We start from the raw sequence: 21267 nt of genomic DNA, 5'->3' as shown, positions 1-21267 counted from the left end.
CGCGCGGCCCGGACGAGCCGGAGGAGAGCGGTCATGGCCAAGCAGGCCCCGCAGAGCGATCCCGCGCAGGACGCCCCCCAGGTGTCGGCGCCCCACCACGCGGCGGCCGGGCTACCCGCGGTCGGCCACAGTCTGCGGATGGCCGCCGAGCAGATGGGCACCCGCCGAACCCTCGCCACCCTGCGCAAGGTCAACCAGCCGGACGGCTTCGACTGCCCCGGCTGCGCCTGGCCGGAGCCCGGCAGGACGCACACCGCCGAGTTCTGCGAGAACGGCGCCAAGGCCGTCGCCGAGGAGGCCACCGAGCGGCGGATAACCGCCGAGTTCTTCGCCGCCCACCCGGTGGCCGAACTCGCCGGGCGCTCCGGCTACTGGCTCGGCCAGCAGGGCCGGCTCACCCGGCCGATGCTGCTCGACGAGGGCGCCACCCACTACGTCCCGGTCTCCTGGGACGACGCCATCGGGATCGTCGCCGAGGAGCTGCGCGCCCTGGACACCCCGAACGGCGCCGCCTTCTACACCTCCGGCCGGACCAGCAACGAGGCCGCCTTCGCCTACCAGCTGCTCGCCCGCCGCCTCGGCACCAACAACCTGCCGGACTGCTCCAACATGTGCCACGAGTCGTCCGGTTCGGCGCTCACCGAGACGCTCGGCATCGGCAAGGGCAGCGTCAGTCTGAAGGACCTCTACCAGGCCGACCTGATCATCGTGGCCGGCCAGAACCCGGGCACCAACCACCCCCGGATGCTCTCCGCCCTGGAGCGGGCCAAGCGCGCCGGCGCGACCGTCGTCAGCGTCAACCCGCTGCCCGAGGCCGGCCTCGAACGGTTCAAGAACCCGCAGCACGCCCGCGGCCTGGTCGGCCACGGCACCAAGCTGACCGACCTCTTCCTGCAGATCCGGCTCGGCGGCGACCTCGCCCTGTTCCGCGCCCTCAACCAGCTGATCCTGGAGGCGGACGGCGGCGTCGACCGGGCGTTCGTCGAGGAGCACTGCCACGGCTTCGAGGAGTTCGCCGCCGAGGCCCGGACCACCGACCGCGCCGAGGTGCTGGCCGCCACCGGCCTGCCCTGGGAGCAGATCGAGGAGCTGGGCCGGCTGGTGCTGGCCTCCCGGAAGGTCATCGTCTGCTGGGCGATGGGCCTCACCCAGCACAAGCACGCCGTGCCGACCATCCGCGAGGTGGTCAACTTCCTGCTGCTGCGCGGCAACGTCGGCCGGCCCGGCGCCGGGGTCTGCCCGGTCCGCGGGCACAGCAATGTTCAGGGCGACCGGACGATGGGCATCTTCGAGCGGCCGTCCGCCGCCTTCCTGGACGCGCTCGGCAAGGAGTTCGGCTTCGAGCCGCCGCGCGCGCACGGCCACGACTCGGTGGACACCATCCGCGCGATGCGCGACGGCCGGGTGAAGGTGTTCTTCGCGATGGGCGGCAACTTCGTCGCGGCCACCCCGGACACCGAGGTCACCGAGGCGGCGATGCGCCGCTGTCGGCTGACCGTGCACGTCTCCACCAAGCTCAACCGCTCGCACGTGGTGACCGGCGCCAGGGCGCTGATCCTGCCCACCCTCGGCCGCACCGACCGGGACATCACGGCCAGGGGCGCCCAGTTCGTCAGCGTCGAGGACTCGATGGGCCAGGTGCACTCCTCGCGCGGCGGCCTGCGCCCGCCCGCGCCGGGCCTGCTCTCCGAGGTGGCGATCGTCTGCCGGCTGGCCCGCGTCGTGCTCGGGCCGCAGGACAGCGTGCCGTGGGAGGACTTCGCCGCCGACTACGACACCCTGCGGGACCGGATCGCCCGGGTGGTGCCGGGCTTCGAGAACTTCAACGACCTGGTCCGCCGGCCCGGCGGCTTCACCCTGCCGCACGGCCCACGCGACTCCCGGACCTTCCCGACCGCGACCGGCCGGGCCAACTTCAGCGTCAACCCGCTCACCGCGCCCGAGGTGCCGGCCGGCCGGCTGCTGCTCCAGACACTGCGCTCGCACGACCAGTACAACACCACGATCTACGGTCTGGACGACCGCTACCGCGGCATCACCGGCGGCCGCCGGGTGGTCCTGGTGAACCCCGCCGACGCCGCCGAACTCGGCCTGCCCGAGGGCGGGTACGTCGACCTGGTCGGCGAGTGGAAGGACGGCGTGGAGCGCCGCGCCCCGCACTTCAAGGTGGTCCACTACCCGGTGGCCCGGGGCGGCGCGGCCGCGTACTACCCGGAGACCAATGTGCTGGTGCCGCTGGACTCCACCGCCGACATCAGCAACACCCCGACCTCGAAGGCCGTGGTGATCCGCTTCGAGCCGGACAGCGGCGCCCGCTGAGCCCGCCGGGCCCGGGGCCTGAGCCCCGGGCCACGGGCGGGCCGGTCAGTTCTGGTTGGCCGGCAGGGTGCCGGTGGCGCCGGCCGTGGCGGACGCGGCCGACGACCCCTTGCCGGACGGCGAGCCGGTGCCCGTGGGCGCCTGGGTCCCCGTGCCGGACGGCGTCGTCCCCGTCGGGGTGCCGGTGGGAGTGTCGGTCGGCGAATCGGTGGGCGTCCCGGTCGGGGTGCCGGTGCTCGGGGTGCCGGTGGGCGTACCCGTCGGGGTGCCGGTCGGCGTCGTGGTGGGCGTCCCGGTCGGGGTGCCGGTGGGCGTGGACGGCTGGCCCGGCGTCGCCGGGTCGGTCGGCGTCGTGCCGGGCGCCGGAGTGCCGGGGGCCGGCGTCCCCGGAGCGGGCGTGCCCGGCGCCGGGGTGCCGGGCGTGGCCGGGACCTGGTTGGCCGGGCTCGGGGCGATCGGGGTCACCGAGTCCCAGCCGGCCGGGAGGTCCGGCACCTTCCAGGCGCCGCCCTGCTCGTCCGAGGCGGTCTCCGGGTCCGGTCGGACGGCACCGAGGATCGGCATCGAGCCGATCGGCGACACCTTGATGACGGCGCCGGGCCGGGGCGCCTGGACGACCAGCCCGCCGCCGATGTACATCGCGACGTGGGTGGCGCCCTCGAAGTAGATGACCAGGTCGCCGGGGCGCATCTGGTTCAGCGGGATGTGCTGGAGCTGGGCCCACTGCTCCTGGCTGGTGCGCGGGATCGGCCGCCCGGCGTGCAGCCAGGCCTGCGAGGTGAGGCCCGAGCAGTCGAAGACGTCCGGCCCGGCGCCGCCCCACACGTACGGCTTGTTGAGCTGCGCCAGCGCGTACGTGATGGCGGCTCGGCCGGCCAGCGAGGGGGTGCGCTCGCCCTTGCCGAGCACGCCGGAGGCGAGGAAGGCCAGCTGGGCCTCGTCGGCCTTGGCCTTCTCCAGCTTCTCCAGCTCGGCGCGCTGGGCGCCGGTCAGCGAGGAGACCAGTTGCTCGACGGCGGTCAGGTCGGTGGCGACCTTGGCCTTGGCGGCGTCCTGCTGGGCGGCCAGCGCCTGGGAGTCCTTGAGCGCGTCCTCGTTCTGCTTCCGCAGCCCGGTGAGCGCGTCGCGGTCGGACTTGAGCCGGTCCAGGAAGTCGGACTGCGAGCGGCTGGCGGTGGCGAGCAGCTCGGCGATGGTGACCGCCTCGTACGGGTCCTTGGAGAGCAGCAGTTCGGCGTAGGCGGAGGCGGCGCCGTTGCGGTACTGGGCGGCGGCGAGCTGGGCGGCCACGTCGGTGCCGGCGTCCACCTGCTTCTGCTGGCGCTCCAGCCGGCCCTGGAGGTCGGCGAGCGCGGCCTGCTGCTCGGCGACCCTGGCGACGGAGGCGTTGTACTGCTCGGTGGCCGCCTCGGCGCCCTTGTACAGCTCGTGCAGCTGGTCGAGCAGCGGGCCGAGGGTGGCCTTGGCGTCGGCCAGCGGGTCGGTACCGGGGACGGTGACCGGGGCGCCGACGCCCGGGCCGCCCGGGTCGGGGGCGGCGTACGCGGCCTGGGTGGCCAGTGGCAGGGCGAGCGCGGCGGCCGCGAGCACGGCTCCGCAGCGCAGGGCGGCCCGCACCCACGGTCGTACGCCCGTCGACTCCGTGCGTTGTGCAGCCCCGCCCATGGGTTCGTCCTCCCCGCCCCTGCCCGACGTCCGGGGTCCCCGGACCCCGCCGATCCTGCCATGGGTTACTCGCCGGAAACAGGCCGCACCAGGACCGGCTGATGAATTCTCCGTTCATCTGTGAGACAGGTCTCAGCAAACCGGAGCGAACCAGGACTTTCTCCACTAATGTCCAGCTCAGCACGGGCAGGGACACCCTGCGGCAAGGCGCTGGAAACCCGTGGGACACTCACGGAACCACGATTCCCGACCCAGTTCACCTTCCGTTTACCAAGCGTCCCTACCGTCGCGACCGACACCAACGTCCGTGCGACAACTACGACGATTGTTTGGGTATGGAACACATCTCGTTCCTGGTAGCCGTTGTGATCATCACGGCACTCGCCTTCGACTTCACCAACGGCTTCCACGACACCGCCAACGCGATGGCCACCTCCATCGCCACGGGAGCCCTCCGCCCGAAGGTCGCAGTCACCATCGCGGCCGTCCTCAACTTCGCGGGCGCGTTCCTCTCCGTGAAGGTCGCCACCACCATCTCCGGCGGCATCGTCAACGAGAAGGCCGGCATCCATCCCGAGATCATCTTCGCCGCGCTGGTCGGCGCGATCCTGTGGAACCTGCTCACCTGGCTGAGAGGTCTGCCGTCCAGTTCCTCGCACGCGCTCTACGGCGGCCTGATCGGCGCCACCGTGGTCGGCGTCGGCGTCAACGGGGTCAACTTCGACACCGTGCTCAGCAAGATCCTGATCCCGGCGATCGCCTCCCCGCTGGTCGCGGGCCTGGCCTCGTGGGGCGCCACCAAGCTGGCGTACGCGATCACCCGCAAGAGCGACGGCAAGACCGTCACCAAGGGCTTCAAGACCGGCCAGATGTTCTCCTCCTCGCTGATCTCGCTGGCGCACGGCACCAACGACGCCCAGAAGACGATGGGCATCATCACCCTGACGCTGGTCTCGGTCGGCGCCCTGCCCAAGGGCGCGCTGCCCCCCACCTGGGTGATCATCTCGGCCGGTGCGGCCATCGCACTCGGCACCTACATGGGCGGCTGGCGGATCATCCGCTCGATGGGCAAGGGGCTGGCGGACATCCAGGCGCCGCAGGGCTTCGCCTCCGAGTCGGCCGCCGCGACCGTCATCCTGACCTCCTCGCACATGGGCTTCGGCCTCTCCACCACCCAGGTCTGCTCGGGCGGCATCATGGGCGCCGGCCTCGGCGGCCCGAAGGGCGAGCTGCGCTGGAGCCTGGTCCGCCGCATGGTCTACACCTGGGGCCTGACCCTGCCCGCGGCCGCCGCGGTGGCGGGCGGCGCGGCCTTCCTGGTCGAGCAGGGCACCTGGGGCGTGGTCGTGGCCGGTGCCGCCCTGGTGGCCGGCTCGGGCGCGATGTGGCTCATCTCGCGCCGCCAGCCGGTCGGCGCGGACAACGTCAACGACATCACCCCGGTCGAGGTCGCCCCGGCCCCCGCGCCCGTCACCCCCACCCCCGCCTCGACCACGGTCGCGGCCTGAGCGCCGCAGGCTGAGGAGCACACACCATGCACATCAAGTGGAACGCCCTGGCCCAGACCGCCGGTGTCAGCTTCGGCATCACCGTCGCCGTGGTCTCCGTCTTCGCGCTCGGCATCCTGGCGCTCTCCCGCCGCGAGGCCGTGACGGCCCGGCACGCGGACACGGACGCCCCGGCCGCCGGCGGCAGCGGCCGGCTGGCGCTGGCCGGCGCGTACGCCTGCTTCGGCGTCTGCGCGGCGGCCGTCGTCTACGGGCTGACGCTGATCGCCGGCAAGTAGCACGGCCGTACGGCCGTGAAGGAGAGGGGCCGGGGAGTGGAATCACCACTCCCCGGCCCCTCTCCTCATCCCGCCGTCCCGACGCCGTCCGGCCGGTCGGCCGCCCCGGGCTCAGTCCTGCTGCGAGGTGCGCAGCGCGGTCTCCCGGATGAACAGCACCGTGATGAAGGCCAGCAGCGCGAACGGCGCCGCGACCAGGAACACCACGCCCACACCGTGCCCGAAGGCGTCCGTCACCAGCGGGACGACCGGGGCGGGCAGCTTGTGCAGGTCCGGGATGCCGCCACCGCCGGCGCCGGCGGCCGGGATGTGCGCGGCGGTGAGGTTCTCCGTCAGGTAGTGGCCGACCCTGTTGTTCATCAGGGCGCCGAGCGCGGAGACGCCCATCGCACCGCCCATGGTGCGGAAGAAGGTGACCACCGAGCTGGCCGCGCCGAGCTCGCTCCGCGCCACCGTGTTCTGCACCGCCAGGACGAGGTTCTGCATGGTCAGGCCGAGGCCGACGCCGGTGATGGCCATGTAGAGCGAGAGCAGCCCGTAGTGGGTGTCGGCCCGGACGGTGCCGAGCAGGGCGAAGCCGATCGCCAGCAGCAGGGTGCCGGAGACGAGGTACGCCTTCCACTTGCCGTACTTGGTGATCATCTTTCCGGCCACGGTGGAGGAGACGGCCAGGCCGAGGATCATCGGCAGGGTCATCAGGCCGGCGATGGTCGGGGACTTCTCCCGGGCCAGCTGGAAGTACTGGCTGAGGAAGGTGGTCGCGCCGTACATCCCGATGCCGACCAGCACGCTGGCGACCGCCGCCAGGGTGACGGTGCGGTAGCGGAAGAGGTGCGGCGGGATGATCGGCTCGGCGGCCCGGCGCTCGATCACCACGGCCAGGGCGCCCAGCACCAGGCCGCCGCCGACCATGGCCGCGGTCTGCCAGGAGAGCCAGGCGTAGTTCTTGCCGGCCAGCGTGATCCAGATCATCAGCAGGCTGACGGCGCCGGTGATGACCAGCGCGCCCAGGTAGTCGATCTTCACCTTGCGCTTGACCACCGGCAGCTTGAGGGTGCGCTGCAGCACCAGGATCGCGGCCAGCGCGAACGGGATGCCGACGTAGAAGCACCAGCGCCAGCCCAGCCAGGAGGTGTCCACGATGACGCCGCCGATCAGCGGCCCGCCGATGGTGGCCAGGGCGAAGACGGCGCCGAAGTAGCCGCCGTACCGGCCGCGCTCACGCGGCGGGACCATCGCCGCCAGGCAGATCTGGGCCAGCGCGGTGACACCGCCGGCGCCGATGCCCTGGAGGGCGCGGCAGGCGATCAGCTGACCGGTGTTCTGGGAGAGACCGGCCAGCGCCGAGGAGGCGATGTAGATCACCAGGGCGATCTGCAGCAGCAGCTTCTTGCTGGCGAGGTCGGAGAGCTTGCCCCAGATCGGGGTGGAGGCGGTGAGCGTGAGCAGGGTTGCGGTGATCACCCAGGTGTAGGCGGACTGACCGCCGTGCAGGTCGGTGAGGATCCGCGGCAGCGCGTTGGAGACGACCGTCGACGAGAGCACGGCCACGAAGAGACCGAGCAGCAGGCCGGAGAGCGCCTCCATCACCTGCCGGTGCGTCATGGGCTGGTCGTCGGCGGTGGCGGCTCCGGTCGCGGCGTGGGTGGTGACGGTCATCTGGGTCCTTCTGCGGGGTACGGGGGATGCGAGAAATCGTTGCCTTAAGCAACCATAGGGGCGATGGTTGACTAAGGCAACTTTCTTCAAGCCCAAGTAAAGTCCCGCCGTACGACCCCGCCCCGGCCGGCGCCGGGGCCCCCGCAGCGGCTCAGGGCGCGACGGCCTCCCCGACCACGTCGTTGAAGCGGTGCAGCAACTCGGCGAAGCGGACCACGTCCTCCTCGGACCAGTTCTCCATCAGCTCCCGCACCCGCTTCACCCGGACGTCCCGGGCGCCCAGGTAGCGCCGCCGCCCGTCCTCGGTCAGCGAGACCAGCGCGGCCCGGCGGTCCTGCGGATCCGCCTCCCGGGACACCAGACCCAGCTCCTCCAGCGCTCTGATCTGCCGGCTCACCGTGGCCTTGCCCACAGCGAAGTGCACGCCGACGTCCGTCACCCGCACCCGGCCGGCCTGCTCGATGTAGCCGAGCATGCTGTACGCCATGCCCTCCAGCCGGGGATGGCCCCGGCGGGACAGCTCCGCCACCCGGGCCCGGCCCCGCCGGAACATCAGCGCGACCTCGCGCTCCACCGCCAGCAGGGGATCTTCGTCACTCACCGTATTCGCCGCACTCACCGCGCCAGTATCCCGCAGGCCACCCCGGGCCGGACCCGGCGCGGGATGACAAACAACCTAACTAGTTGATGGTATGAAGTATCCGTTTTTCCCTCATACACAAGGAGATGTCGATGGCCGCCCCAGGGCAGGGACTCGTCGCCGAACTCAAGGGAGCGGTCACCCCGCGCGCGGCGCTGATGGTGATTGCCGTGCTCCTTCTCCAATTCGGCTTCATCACCTCGTACGTCGGGGCGCTGCACGAGCCGACCCCGCACAACCTGTCGATCGCGGTGGTCGCCCCGCCGCAGGTCTCCCCCAAGCTGGTCGAGGCGCTGGACTCGGTGCCGAACGACGCCGTCCGGGCCGTCACCGCGCCCGACGCGCAGACCGCCACCGAGCAGCTCAAGGACCAGAAGATCTACGCCGCGCTGGTGGTGAACCCGGCCGGCACCGAGGACACCCTGCTGGTCGGCAACGCCCGCGGCCCGGCGGCCGCCAAGGCCGCCGAGTCGGTCGTCACCGGCCTGAACAAGGCGCAGGGCCGGACGGTCGTGACCCAGGACGTGGCACCGCTGGCCAAGGGCGACACCAACGGCCTCTCCTCCTTCTACCTGGTGATCGGCTGGTGCGTGGGCGGCTACCTGGTCGCCTCGATCCTCGGCATCAGCGCCGGCTCGCTGCCCGCCAACCCGCACCGGGCGCTGATCCGGCTCGGCACCCTGGCGCTCTACTCGATCGCGGCCGGCATCGGCGGCGCGGTGATCGTCGGACCGGCCCTGAACGCGCTGCCCGGATCGTTCTGGGGCCTCTCCGCCCTGGGCGCCCTGGTGGTGTTCGCGGTCGGCGCGGTCACCATGGCACTGGAGTGCCTGTTCGACATCATCGGCATCGGTGTCGCGGTGCTGCTCTTCGTGGTGCTCGGCAACCCCAGCGCGGGCGGGGTCTTCCCGCCGCCGATGATGCCGCCGTTCTGGCGGGCCATCGGGGCGTGGATCCCGAACGGCGCGGGCACCGACGCGGCCCGCTCGATCGCCTACTTCGGCGGCACCAACCTGGGCATGCCCCTGCTGGTCCTCGCCGTCTGGGCGCTGGCCGGCGTCGGAATCACCTTCCTCGCCGTGCTGCGCAAGCCGCGCTACGGCCGCGAGATAGTGCACGCGTAGGGCGCCAGGGCCTGTCAGACAAGCCCTAGTCCGCCAGACGGCCCGGGTCCGCGACGATCGCCCGCACCACGCCGACCGCGGCCCCCAGCAGCGGGCCGCGGCGGCCCAGCCGGGAGACCGTCAGCCGGTCCTCCGACCAGGGGCGGACGGTCACCCGGGCCGCCAGCTCGGCGCGCATCGACGGCAGCAGCCAGGGCGCCAGCTGGGCGTAGCCGCCGCCCAGCACCACCTCGGCCGGGTCGAGCAGGTTGACCGCCCCGGCCGAGGCGATGCCCAGCGCCGTCCCGGCCCCGGCCAGCGCGGCGCGCACCTCCTCGTCCCCGGCCTCGGCCCGTTCGGCGAGCAGCGCCACCCAGTCGCCCCGGACCCCCTCCAGACCGGCCGCCCGCAGCACCGCCGCCTCCCCCGCGTACTGCTCCAGACAGCCGTACGCCCCGCAGGCGCAGCGGGGTCCGTCCGGGTGGACCGGCACATGGCCCAGCTCGCCCGCGTAACCGCGTGCCCCGCGCAGCAGCCGGCCGCCGATCACGATCGCCGCGCCGACGCCGGCCTCGGCCGAGACGTGCAGGAAGTGGTCGGGTCCGCCGCCCAGCCAGAGTTCGGCGAGCCCGCCGAGGTTGGCCTCGTTGTCCGCGTCCACCGGCAGCTCGGCCAGCTGCTCCGCGTTGGCCGCCCGCAGCGCGAGCCGCAGCTCGGCCGCGATCGGCACGTCCTGCCAGCCCAGGTTGGCGGCCCGCTGGAGCACCCCGCCCCCGGCACCGACCAGACCGGGGACGGCCAGCGCGAGCCCGGCCGGGCGCAGCCCCGCGTCGTCGGCGGCCCGGCGCAGCAGCTCGGCGAGGTCGGCCATCACGGCGGCGGGCCGCCGGCCGCGGTTGCGGATCTCCTGGCGGCGCCAGGCGCGGACCTCGCCGCGCAGGTCGACCACGCAGGCGCCGAGGTGCTCCACGCCGATCTCGGCGCCGATGCCGCCCGGCCCCCGCGGGTTGAGGCCCAGCGCGGTACCGGGTCGGCCGACCTTGCCGCTGGACGTGGCCGTGCCCTCCTCGACCACCAGACCTGCGGCGATCAGCTCTTCGGCGAGCGAGGAGACGGCCGCCCTGGTCAGCCCGGTCTCCGCGGCCGCCTCGGCCCGGGAGCGCGGGGAGCGCGCGATCGCGCCGAGCACCAGCGCCAGATTGGCCCGGCGCATGCCCTGCTGGCTGGCGGGTCCGGTCCGGGGACCGTCCGTCTCGCGCATCGCCCTCACCCGCTCGACTGCCGCGCACCGTGCCCATGGGGCCGGACGTTTGCAGCGTAATCGCGTTTGGCCCCGGTGGCCCGGAGCGGTCGGCCGGGCGCGGAGGGGCCGCTCCGGGCCACCGTCACGAGGTCCGCTGGGGCTGCTGCTCCATCCGGGCGACGGGCTGGGCGAGGCGGGTGAAGACCCAGCGCTGCATCGCCCAGAAGCGGAACAGCATCGCGACGAAGGTGCCGACGACCATCCCGCTGAGGAAGTCGGCCACCTCCTGGGTGAGGGCGCTCACCTGGGGCTCGCGCAGGTCCAGGAGGTAGCGCGAGAGGATCAGCGGGATGTCGTTGACGACGATCGCCACCACGCTGACCAGGAAGAACAGTGCGGCCTCGCGTCGGCGCCCGACCGCCCGGAAGGACCACCGGCGGTTCAGCACGTAGGAGACCGCCGTGGCGGCCACGGTCGCGATGGTGAGCGCCACCACCGGTTTCCGCTCCAGCAGGGTGAACTTCAGCGAGAAGTTGATCACCGTCGTCAGCACGAAGCAGGAGGCCCCGACCAGCAGGACCTTCACCAGCCTGCGGTGCCTGACCAGGAACGGGCGCAGACGGGCCGGCACCCTGGCCAGGGCTCGCTGCGTGGGGGACGGCATCCTCGCAGTCTGGCACGAGGTCTGCCGCCCCCTCCCGTCCGGCGGCCGGGCCGGGTGACGCCCGGACCGCTGCCCACCGTCAGGCGGCGACCAGCACCTCGGCCGGCTCCAGGGCCAGCCTCAGCACCTCCCGGACGTCCGCGACCGGGTGGACGGTGAGCCGCTCCAGCACCTCGGCCGGGACGTCGTCCAGATCGGCCTCGTTCCGCTTGGGGATGATCACCGTGGTGACCCCGGCCCGGTCGGCGGCGAGCAGCTTCTGCTTCACCCCGCCGATCGGCAGCACCCGCCCGGTCAGCGACACCTCGCCCGTCATCGCCACGTCGGTGCGCACCTTGCGGCCGGAGAGCAGCGAGGCCAGCGCGGTGGTCATGGTGATGCCGGCGCTCGGCCCGTCCTTGGGGACGGCCCCGGCGGGGACGTGCAGGTGCACGCCGCGGTCGCGCAGCGAGGTGACCGGCAGCTCCAGCTCGGCGCCGCGCGAGCGCAGGTAGGAGAGCGCGATGTGCGCGGACTCCTTCATCACGTCGCCCAGCTGCCCGGTCAGGGTGAGCCCGGTGCCGCCGGTCTCGGCGTCGGCGAGCGACGCCTCGATGAAGAGGACGTCGCCGCCGGCGCCGGTGACCGCGAGGCCGGTGGCCACGCCGGGGACGGCGGTGCGCCGCTCGGCCGGCTCCTGGGCCGCCTCGGGCACGTGGTGCGGGCGGCCGATCAGGGCGCGCAGGTCGCCCGCGCCGATCGCGGCGGGCAGCTCCCGCTCGCCCAGCTCGCTCTGCGTGGCGATCCTGCGCAGCACCCGGGCGATCGAGCGTTCCAGGTTCCGGACGCCGGCCTCGCGGGTGTACTCGCCGGCCAGCCGGCGCAGCGCCTCCTCGTCGACGGTGACCTCGCCGTCCTTCAGCCCGGCCTGCTCCAGCTGGCGCGGGAGCAGGTGGTCCCGGGCGATGACGACCTTCTCGTCCTCGGTGTAGCCGTCCAGGCGGACCAGCTCCATCCGGTCGAGCAGCGGCCCGGGGATGGCCTCCAGCACATTGGCGGTGGCGAGGAAGACCACGTCCGAGAGGTCCAGCTCGACCTCCAGGTAGTGGTCGCGGAAGGTGTGGTTCTGCGCCGGGTCGAGCACCTCCAGGAGGGCGGCCGCCGGGTCGCCCCGGAAGTCGGAGCCGACCTTGTCGATCTCGTCCAGCAGGACGACCGGGTTCATCGAGCCGGCCTCCTTGATGGCGCGCACCAGACGGCCGGGCAGCGCGCCGACGTAGGTGCGCCGGTGACCGCGGATCTCCGCCTCGTCCCGGACACCGCCGAGCGCGACCCGGACGAACCTCCGGCCCATGGCGCGGGCCACCGACTCGCCGAGCGAGGTCTTGCCGACGCCGGGCGGGCCGACCAGCGCCAGCACCGCGCCCCCGCCCGCCCGGCGCGCGCCGCCACCCGGCTGCTCCTGGGGGCTCGCGGCCGGCCCGGTCCGCTGGTCGGCCCGGCGCTTGCGCACCGCCAGGTACTCGACGATGCGGTCCTTGACGTCGGCCAGGCCGGAGTGGTCGGCGTCCAGCACCGCACGGGCGCCGGCGATGTCGTAGGCGTCCTCGGTGCGCTCGTTCCAGGGCAGCTCCAGGACGGTGTCCAGCCAGGTGCGGATCCAGGAGCCCTCGGGCGACTGGTCGGAGGAGCGCTCCAGCTTGTCGACCTCCTTGAGGGCCGCCTCGCGGACCTTCCCGGGCAGGTCCGCGGCCTCGACCCGGGCGCGGTAGTCGCCCTCCTCGTCCGCCGGGTCGCCGTTCAGCTCGGCCAGCTCCTTGCGGACCGCCTCCAGCTGCCGGCGGAGCAGGAACTCCTTCTGCTGCTTGGCGACGCCCTCCTCGACGTCCTTGCGGATGGTGTCGTTGACCTCCTCCTCGGCGAGGTGGTCGCGCAGCAGGCCGAGCGCGTACTCCAGCCGGGCCACCTGGTCCGCCTCCAGCAGCACCTTGAGCTTCTGCTCGGCGGTGGCGAAGGGGGCGTAGCCGATGTTGTCCGCCAGCTCGCCGACGCCCTCGATCTGGGCGACCCGGTCGACGATCTGCCAGGCGCCACGCTTGCGCAGCCACTGGGTGGAGAGCGTCTTGTACTCCTTGACCAGCTCGGCGGCGCGCCCGGCCACCGGGGTGCCGGCCGAGGACTCCCGGAACGGCGTGGTCTCCACCCAGAGGGCGGCGCCGGGACCGGTGGTGCCGACGCCGATCCGGGCCCGGCGGACGGCGCGGACCAGCGCCGCCGGATCCCCGTCGGCCAGCCGGCCGACCTGCTCGACGGTGGCGAGGGTGCCGACCGCCGCGTACGAGCCGTCCACCCGCGGGACCAGCAGGACCTGGGGCTTGCCGGTGCCGGTGGCCGCCGCCCGGGCGGCCTCGACGGCGGCGCGCACCTCGGTGTCCTTGAGCTCCAGCGGGACGACCATGCCCGGGAGCACGACCTCGTCGTCGAGCGGCAGCACGGGCAGGGTGAGCGGTGTGGACGTCGATGCCATGATCTCTCCCCAGTCAGCGAACTTGAGTTGACCTGACTAAGGTTTCGCGGGCACCGGATGTTCCCGAGGCCTTGTTCGCCGTGAGCGAACAGGGAAGGCCGCGGCCCGGGCTGTCAAAAACGCCTGGCCCAGGCCCCGCGCGGGGCTACCCGCGGTCCAGCACCGCGGCCCCGCCGGGCCCGGAGGCGGAGGCCGCGGAGGCGGCCGGCGTACGCAGCCGGCGCGGCCGCAGCCTGCCGCCCCCGTCCCGCCGGAGCCAGCGCCAGAGCACCACCCCGGCGAGCACCGCGACCGGGTGGCCGATCCCGGTGACCAGGTCCCGGTCGGTGAGGATCTGGTCGGCGATCATCGCTCCGACGCCGCCCAGCGCCAGCAGCCGCCCGCGCGGCGGCAGCAGCCCGGCCAGCGCGCCGAGGCTGGCCAGCACGCCGTAGCTGACGCCGATGTCCAGGTAGTCCATCGCCTCGGACTCCATCCGGCCGGTCGCCACGGCGGTGATCACCACCGCCTGGGAGAGCACCGTGGCGGTGATGTGCCCGATCGCGAACACCGCCGCCGCCCGGGCCGCCCCGACCCGGCGCTCCAGCGGCGCGACGGTGAAGGCGAACGCCCACAGGTAGGGCATCCAGATCGGCCCCGCCACCCAGAAGCCACTGAAGAGCAGCGCGCGCACGGGGTGGTGCAACAGGTTGTGCCCGTCCGAACTGGACGCCTCCTGGAGGCGCAGCACCAGCTCCGGATCGGCGAGCCTGGCGAAGGTGGTGGTGGCCCCGACCGCGGCCAGGTAGCCGAGCGCGAAAGGGTTGCGCCGCGGCGTCGGCACCCGGGCCAGCACCCACTCGGCCACCCCGGCCCGCAGGCCGTGCCGCAGCAGGCCGTACGGCGGCCCGGCGGGCGGCGCCGGGCGGGAGCGGGCCGGTACCGCACCCTGCCGCCACTCCGCCATGCCGCCTCCGCTCAGATCCGCAGACACCGGTTCACACCCGGTGCCAACGTACCGGCGCGCCCCGGAAATCCCACCCTCGGCAATCTCGTGACCACGGTACGTCGAGGTTCTGGGAGCCCGCTGGGAAAACCCCGTGAGGATCACCGGGCCCGGGGTCGCCCGTCACCCGGGATTGGTCCAGACCTTCTCTCCGTTCACGCGCCGGCACGGGTCCTGACCGGCGTCTCAACGTCAACCCGGGTGCATACGTACCGTTACGGAGTGAAAAATCGCCGGGTAAGGTATCGGCCCGTGCCCACTTGCGAGTGGGTCCGCGGACGGCCCCGACGGCCGGCCCACGGGCCGGAAACGTCCGGTCCACCTGCCGGGAGGCACCCGCTGTCCGTACGCTGCGAAGTGTGCGGGACAGGTGGGCGGTCGACACCCGCCCTCCGGTCCCCGCGCGCGACGGGACGGCGGACCCGGCACAGTCCACGACGGAACAAGACTACGAGCGGAGCCCCGCCATCCCCATCGGTGGCCGGCCCGCAGCCCTGGGGGCGGTGGCGTGACCGTGACAGAAATTCAGCAGGACAACACCAACAGCGGCGGCACGGTGAGCAGCCAGCGCAGAGTGCTGGTGGTGGAGGACGAACCGACGATCGCCGAGTCGATCGCGGCCCGCCTGGGCGCGGAGGGCTTCAAGGTCGCAGTCGCCCACGACGGCCCGGGCGCCGTCGACGGCTTCCACACCTGGCAGCCGGACCTGGTGGTGCTCGACATCATGCTGCCCGGCTTCGACGGCCTGGAGGTGTGCCGCCGGATCCAGGCCCAGCGCCCGGTCCCGGTGCTGATGCTGACCGCGCGGGACGACGAGACGGACCTGCTGGTCGGCCTCGGCGTCGGCGCGGACGACTACATGACCAAGCCGTTCTCCATGCGCGAGCTGGCGGCCCGGGTCAACGTGCTGCTGCGTCGCGTCGAGCGCGCCCAGCAGGCGGCCAGGACGCCGGCGCTCGGCAGCCTGCGCTTCGGCGAGCTGGAGATCGACCATGTGCAGCGCCGGGTCCGGCTGGCCTCGGGCGACGTCCACCTGACGCCGACCGAGTTCGACCTGCTCGCCTGCCTGGCCGCCCAGCCGCGCGCGGTGCTCACCCGCGAGCAGCTGCTGGCCGAGGTCTGGGACTGGACGGACGCCTCCGGCACCCGCACCGTCGACAGCCACGTCAAGGCGCTGCGCCGGAAGATCGGCGCCAGCTGGATCCGCACCGTCCACGGCGTCGGATACGCCCTGGAGGCCCCGCACCCCTAGGGTCACCGGGCACCGGGCCTCCGGGGGGCCCGCATCCCGGACCGCCGCGCGAACCGCGCGGGGGGAGCACACACGGGGGAAGCACAGGGGACCAATGACCTTTCCACAGCAACGCGACGGGGACACCGCCGGCATGCGGCAGCCCACCCTGGCCGCCCGCGCCGCCCGCCGGGTCTGGGCCGACATCCGGCCGCTCGACCCGGTCCGCTCCATCAAGGGCAAACTCGCCCTGCTGGTGATCGTCTCGGTCTTCCTCGCCACCGGCATGGTGGTGGTGGCCATCCGGTCCGAGACCCAGATCCGGATCATCATGGTCTTCTCCATGATCGCCTCGCTGCTCTTCATGCAGTTCCTCGCGCACGGGCTGACCGCCCCGCTGCGCGACATGACGGCCGCCGCCCGCGCGATGGCCTCCGGCGACTACAGCCGCCGGGTCGAGGTGAACTCGCGCGACGAGATCGGCGAGCTCGCGGCCGCCTTCAACCTGATGGCGGCCGACCTGGAGGCCGCCGACCGCCACCGCCGCGAACTGGTCGCCAACGTCTCGCACGAGCTGCGCACGCCCATCGCCGCGCTGCGCGCCGTGCTGGAGAACGTCGTCGACGGCGTCGTCCAGCCGAACCCGGCGACCCTGGGTGCCGCGCTGGAGCAGACCGAGCGGCTCGGCCGGCTGGTCACCCATCTGCTCGACCTCTCCAAGATCGACGACGGGGTGGTCGACCTGGACGCGCGCTCCTTCGAGGTGCGCGAGTTCCTGGACGGCGTACTGCGCGGGGTCACCGTGGACGGCGCGACGGCGGGCGGGGCGTTCTCCCGGCGCGGGGACGTCCGGCTCGCGCTGGAGGTCAGCCCGGCAGGCCTGACCGGCGTCGCCGACCCGGAGCGGCTCCACCAGGTGGTCGCCAACCTGGTCGACAACGCCTGCAAGCACTCCCCGCCCGGCGGCACCGTGACGGTCCGGGCCCGGCCCGGCGCCGAGCCGGGCGCCCTGCTGCTGGAGGTCGAGGACGAGGGCCCGGGCATCCCGCCGGCCGACCGGACCCGGGTGTTCGAGCGGTTCAGCCGCAGCGGCACCGCCACCGCCCAGGGGCCCGGCGCCGACGGCGGCACCGGTCTGGGGCTGGCCATCGCCCGCTGGGCGGTGGATCTGCACGGCGGCCGGATCGAGGTGGCCGAGGCCGCCCGCGGCTGCCGGATCGAGGTCCGGCTGCCCGGTCCGCGGTGAGCCTCGTCGCATTCGCGTCGGACGGACTTCGCCGTCATGTCACAGGACGGACACAGACGTACACGAAGATCATTCGGTGCTTCCGGGATGCTTTGTCCGGTTTCGTCCAGATATGTGCACTGATCGACCGTGATCGCTTCCCCTCCGATGCGGCTTTCTAACGCACATTTTCAGCCAAACTGCAGGTCAGCACTGTGATCTGGGCGACGCCTGAGCCCCGGGGACTGCGCGATCACTGGTCAGGGGCGTAGCCTTAATCCCCGCTGTCCAAACATCCCAAAAGGAAGCGGAAGAGGGCGGTTGCCGCCGTGTCGCCACAGTCCCCTGAAACCCCCAATAGCTCGGCAAGTTCCACTGGCTTCGGCCCCAATGAGTGGCTCGTCGATGAGATCTACCAGCAGTACCTCCAGGACCCGAACTCGGTCGACCGAGCCTGGTGGGACTTTTTCGCCGACTACAAGCCCGGTACCGAGGTGACCCCAGTGACCCAGGCCGCGACCCCGGTCGGCACCACGCCGACTCCCGTTGCCGCCCCCGCGCCCGCCGCTGCCGCTCCCGCCGCGCCGGCCGCACCCGCGACCGCCCCGGCGGCCCCGGCTCCGGCTCCCGCGCCGCTCGCCGCAGCCCCCGCCGCGCCGCCGGCCCCCAAGGTCGCCGCCCCGGCTCCGGCCGCGCCGGCCGCCACGGCGGGCCCCGAGCTCGTCCAGCTGCGCGGCCCGGCCAAGGCCGTCGCCACCAACATGGACGCCTCGCTGGAGGTGCCGACCGCGACGTCCGTCCGCGCGGTGCCCGCCAAGCTGCTGATCGACAACCGCATTGTCATCAACAACCACCTGCAGCGCGCCCGCGGCGGCAAGGTCTCCTTCACCCACCTGATCGGTTACGCCCTGGTCCAGGCCGTCAAGGCCTCGCCGGGCATGAACCACAGCTACAAGGTGGAGAACGGCAAGGCCTTCCTGGTCAAGCCCGAGCACGTGAACCTGGGCCTGGCCATCGACCTGGTCAAGCCCAACGGCGACCGCCAGCTCGTCGTCGCGGCCATCAAGAAGGCCGAGACCCTCGACTTCTTCGGCTTCTGGCAGGCCTACGAGGACATCGTCCGCCGGGCCCGCGCCAACAAGCTGACCATGGACGACTTCACCGGCGTCACGGTCTCGCTGACCAACCCCGGCGGCATCGGCACCGTGCACTCCGTGCCGCGCCTGATGCAGAACCAGGGCACCATCGTCGGCGTCGGCGCCATGGAGTACCCGGCCGAGTTCCAGGGCTCCGCCCCGGAGACCCTGTCCCGCCTCGGCGTCTCCAAGATCATGACGCTGACCTCGACCTACGACCACCGCGTCATCCAGGGCGCGGCGTCCGGCGAGTTCCTGCGCGAGATCCACCGGCTGCTGCTCGGCGAGAACGGCTTCTACGACGAGATCTTCGAGTCGCTGCGGATCCCGTACGAGCCGGTCCGCTGGGCCACCGACGTCGCCACCACCCACGACGACGAGGTCAACAAGACCGCGCGCGTCATGGAGCTGATCCACTCCTACCGGGTCCGCGGCCACCTGATGGCCGACACCGACCCGCTGGAGTACAAGCAGCGCAAGCACCCCGACCTGGACGTCACCACCCACGGCCTCACCCTGTGGGACCTGGAGCGCGAGTTCGCGGTCGGCGGCTTCGGCGGCCAGCGGATGATGAAGCTCCGCGACATCCTCGGCCTGCTGCGCAACACGTACTGCCGCACCGTCGGTATCGAGTACATGCACATCCAGGACCCGGCGCAGCGCAAGTGGCTGCAGGAGCGCCTGGAGAAGCCGTACACCAAGCCGGAGCGCGAGGAGCAGCTGCGCATCCTGCGCCGGCTGAACTCGGCCGAGGCCTTCGAGACCTTCCTGCAGACCAAGTACGTCGGGCAGAAGCGCTTCTCGCTGGAGGGCGGCGAGTCGCTCATCCCGCTGCTGGACGCCACGATCGACGCGGCCGCCGAGCACCGCCTCGACGAGACCGTGATCGGCATGGCCCACCGCGGCCGTCTGAACGTGCTGGCCAACATCGTCGGCAAGCCGTACGGCAAGATCTTCGGCGAGTTCGAGGGCAACCTCGACCCGAAGTCGATGCACGGCTCCGGCGACGTGAAGTACCACCTCGGCTCCGAGGGCACCTTCACCGGCCTGGACGGCGAGACCATCAAGGTCTCGCTCGCCGCGAACCCCTCCCACCTGGAGGCCGTGGACCCGGTCGTCGAGGGCATCGCCCGCGCCAAGCAGGACATCCTGGACCAGGGCGGCACCACCTTCCCGGTGCTGCCGATCCAGATCCACGGCGACGCGGCCTTCGCCGGCCAGGGCGTCGTCGCGGAGACCCTGAACATGTCGCAGCTGCGCGGCTACCGCACCGGCGGCACCGTGCACATCGTGGTGAACAACCAGGTCGGCTTCACCGCCGCCCCGGCCTCCTCGCGCTCCTCGATGTACTGCACCGACGTGGCCCGGATGATCGAGGCCCCGATCTTCCACGTGAACGGCGACGACCCGGAGGCCGTGGTCCGCGTCGCGCGGCTCGCCTTCGAGTTCCGTCAGGCGTTCCACAAGGACGTCGTGATCGACCTCATCTGCTACCGCCGCCGCGGTCACAACGAGGCCGACAACCCGTCGTTCACCCAGCCGCTGATGTACGACCTGATCGACAAGAAGCGCTCGGTGCGCAAGCTGTACACCGAGGGCCTGATCGGTCGCGGCGACATCACCATGGAAGAGGCGGAGCAGGCGCTCCAGGACTTCCAGGGCCAGCTGGAGAAGGTCTTCGCCGAGGTCCGCGACGCCGCCCAGACGCCGGCCCCGGCCGCCGTCGGCACGCCGCAGGCCGACTTCCCGGTCAGCATCCAGACCGGCATCTCCCAGGAGATGGTCAAGCGGATCGCCGCCTCGCAGGTCAACCTGCCGGACTGGCTGACCGTCCACCCGCGACTGCTGCCGCAGCTGCAGCGCCGCGCCGGCTCGGTCGAGGACAACACCATCGACTGGGCGATGGGCGAGACCCTCGCCATCGGCTCGCTGCTGATGGAGGGCCACCCGGTCCGCCTGGCCGGCCAGGACAGCCGCCGCGGCACCTTCGGCCAGCGCCACGCGGTGCTGATCGACCGGGTCAGCGGCGAGGACTACACCCCGCTGCTGTACCTGACCGAGGACCAGGCCCGCTACACCGTGTACGACAGCCTGCTGTCCGAGTACGCGGCGATGGGCTTCGAGTACGGCTACTCGCTGACCCGCCCGAACGCGCTGGTCATGTGGGAGGCGCAGTTCGGCGACTTCGTCAACGGCGCGCAGACCGTGGTGGACGAGTACATCGCCTCCGCCGAGCAGAAGTGGGGCCAGCACTCCGGCGTCACCCTGCTGCTGCCGCACGGCTACGAGGGCCAGGGCCCGGACCACTCGTCCGCCCGCCCGGAGCGCTTCCTGCAGCTGTGCGCGCAGAACAACATGACGGTCGCCATGCCGACCCTGCCGTCGAACTACTTCCACCTGCTGCGCTGGCAGGCGCACAACCCGCACCACAAGCCGCTGGTCGTCTTCACCCCGAAGTCGATGCTGCGTCTGAAGGCCGCGGCGAGTGCCACGGAGGAGTTCCTCTCCGGCTCGTTCCGCCCGGTCATCGGTGACACCACCGTCGACCCGTCGCAGGTCCGCAAGGTGGTCATCACCGCGGGCAAGTTCTACTACGACGTCGAGGCGGCCCGTGCCGAGCGCGGGATCACCGACACCGCGATCGTCCGGGTCGAGCGCCTCTACCCGCTGCCGGTGGCCGAGCTCCAGGAGGAGCTGAGCCGCTACGGCGACGACGTCCAGTTCATCTGGGCGCAGGAGGAGCCGGCGAACCAGGGTGCCTGGCCGTTCATCGCGATGAACCTGGTCGACCACCTGGAGGTCGTCATCGGCCGCAGCGCCGGCGACTCGCGCCTGCGCCGCGTCGCCCGCACGGCCTCCTCGGCCCCCGCGGTCGGCTCGGCCAAGCGCCACGCCGCCGAGCAGCTGGGTCTCCTGGAGGAGATCTTCTCGCTCTGACCCCCGGTCGGACCGAACGGCCCGGGCCCCCGCGCACACCGCGCGGGGGCCCGGGCCGTTTCGCGGTGCCGCCGCGGTCGCGGCCGTGGAGGCCGCCGGCCCCACCACCGGGGCCGCCGGGGTGACCCTCGGCACCTGGCGGGCCAACGGCCAACCGGGTCTATCCTG

14 protein-coding genes are annotated in these 21267 nt (G+C 72.6%); 7 read left to right on the top strand and 7 right to left on the bottom strand.

The window, feature by feature from the left end; translation table 11 throughout:
• The first annotated feature begins 33 nt into the window (after nt 1-33).
• Nucleotides 34-2319 carry an FdhF/YdeP family oxidoreductase gene (locus tag AB0P06_RS03475; RefSeq protein ID WP_363604745.1) on the top strand — a complete coding sequence of 762 codons (2286 nt, stop codon included), beginning with the start codon at nt 34-36 and terminating at the stop codon, nt 2317-2319.
• A 45-nt stretch (nt 2320-2364) separates the two neighbouring features.
• Here the strand turns inward: AB0P06_RS03475 and AB0P06_RS03470 are convergent, their stop codons facing one another.
• Complete coding sequence (locus AB0P06_RS03470) at nt 2365-3984, bottom strand: NlpC/P60 family protein (RefSeq protein ID WP_363604743.1); 1620 nt, start codon at nt 3982-3984, stop codon at nt 2365-2367.
• A gap of 335 nt (nt 3985-4319) precedes the next feature.
• On the opposite strand from AB0P06_RS03470, the gene AB0P06_RS03465 reads away from it, so the two are divergent.
• Both AB0P06_RS03465 and AB0P06_RS03460 read left to right on the top strand, forming a co-directional pair.
• A complete protein-coding gene (locus tag AB0P06_RS03465; protein WP_363604741.1) occupies nt 4320-5492 on the top strand; it encodes an inorganic phosphate transporter in 1173 nt (390 codons plus the stop codon).
• 26 nt (nt 5493-5518) lie between these two features.
• Nucleotides 5519-5770, top strand: coding sequence for a hypothetical protein (locus AB0P06_RS03460; protein ID WP_363604739.1), 252 nt, complete (start codon nt 5519-5521; stop codon nt 5768-5770).
• 111 nt (nt 5771-5881) lie between these two features.
• Here AB0P06_RS03460 and AB0P06_RS03455 read toward each other — a convergent pair whose 3' ends face one another.
• Complete coding sequence (locus AB0P06_RS03455; RefSeq protein ID WP_363604737.1) at nt 5882-7429, bottom strand: MDR family MFS transporter; 1548 nt, start codon at nt 7427-7429, stop codon at nt 5882-5884.
• Between the two features lie 151 nt (nt 7430-7580).
• Complete coding sequence (locus tag AB0P06_RS03450) at nt 7581-8030, bottom strand: MarR family transcriptional regulator (RefSeq protein ID WP_363604735.1); 450 nt, start codon at nt 8028-8030, stop codon at nt 7581-7583.
• Nucleotides 8031-8161: 131 nt separating this feature from the next.
• On the opposite strand from AB0P06_RS03450, the gene AB0P06_RS03445 reads away from it, so the two are divergent.
• Complete coding sequence (locus AB0P06_RS03445) at nt 8162-9193, top strand: ABC transporter permease (RefSeq protein WP_363604734.1); 1032 nt, start codon at nt 8162-8164, stop codon at nt 9191-9193.
• 25 nt (nt 9194-9218) lie between these two features.
• On the opposite strand, the gene AB0P06_RS03440 is transcribed toward AB0P06_RS03445, so the two are convergent.
• The 4 genes from AB0P06_RS03440 to AB0P06_RS03425 all read right to left on the bottom strand — a co-directional run bounded on the left by AB0P06_RS03440 (nt 9219) and on the right by AB0P06_RS03425 (nt 14531).
• Complete coding sequence (locus tag AB0P06_RS03440) at nt 9219-10433, bottom strand: ROK family transcriptional regulator (RefSeq protein ID WP_363604732.1); 1215 nt, start codon at nt 10431-10433, stop codon at nt 9219-9221.
• Between the two features lie 124 nt (nt 10434-10557).
• Nucleotides 10558-11079, bottom strand: a complete 522-nt coding sequence (locus AB0P06_RS03435; RefSeq protein ID WP_363604731.1) for a GtrA family protein — start codon at nt 11077-11079, stop codon at nt 10558-10560.
• 79 nt (nt 11080-11158) lie between these two features.
• On the bottom strand, nt 11159-13585 hold the full coding sequence (gene lon, locus AB0P06_RS03430) for an endopeptidase La (protein WP_363604729.1): 2427 nt from the start codon (nt 13583-13585) through the stop codon (nt 11159-11161).
• A 145-nt stretch (nt 13586-13730) separates the two neighbouring features.
• A complete protein-coding gene (locus tag AB0P06_RS03425) occupies nt 13731-14531 on the bottom strand; it encodes a rhomboid-like protein (protein WP_363604728.1) in 801 nt (266 codons plus the stop codon).
• A 562-nt stretch (nt 14532-15093) separates the two neighbouring features.
• Between AB0P06_RS03425 and AB0P06_RS03420 the strand changes: the two genes are divergently transcribed.
• The 3 genes from AB0P06_RS03420 (at nt 15094) to AB0P06_RS03410 (ending at nt 21099) form a co-directional block, all read left to right on the top strand.
• Complete coding sequence (locus AB0P06_RS03420; RefSeq protein WP_363604906.1) at nt 15094-15822, top strand: response regulator transcription factor; 729 nt, start codon at nt 15094-15096, stop codon at nt 15820-15822.
• Between the two features lie 133 nt (nt 15823-15955).
• Nucleotides 15956-17047: an ATP-binding protein gene (locus AB0P06_RS03415; protein WP_363604726.1), complete on the top strand. Its 1092-nt coding sequence runs from the start codon at nt 15956-15958 to the stop codon at nt 17045-17047.
• A gap of 308 nt (nt 17048-17355) precedes the next feature.
• Nucleotides 17356-21099: a multifunctional oxoglutarate decarboxylase/oxoglutarate dehydrogenase thiamine pyrophosphate-binding subunit/dihydrolipoyllysine-residue succinyltransferase subunit gene (locus AB0P06_RS03410; RefSeq protein ID WP_363604724.1), complete on the top strand. Its 3744-nt coding sequence runs from the start codon at nt 17356-17358 to the stop codon at nt 21097-21099.
• Nucleotides 21100-21267 lie beyond the last annotated feature (168 nt).

This window comes from Kitasatospora sp. NPDC088351, assembly GCF_040685575.1.
GTDB lineage: Bacteria > Actinomycetota > Actinomycetes > Streptomycetales > Streptomycetaceae > Kitasatospora.
This window is presented reverse-complemented; position numbering and strand designations above follow the sequence as displayed.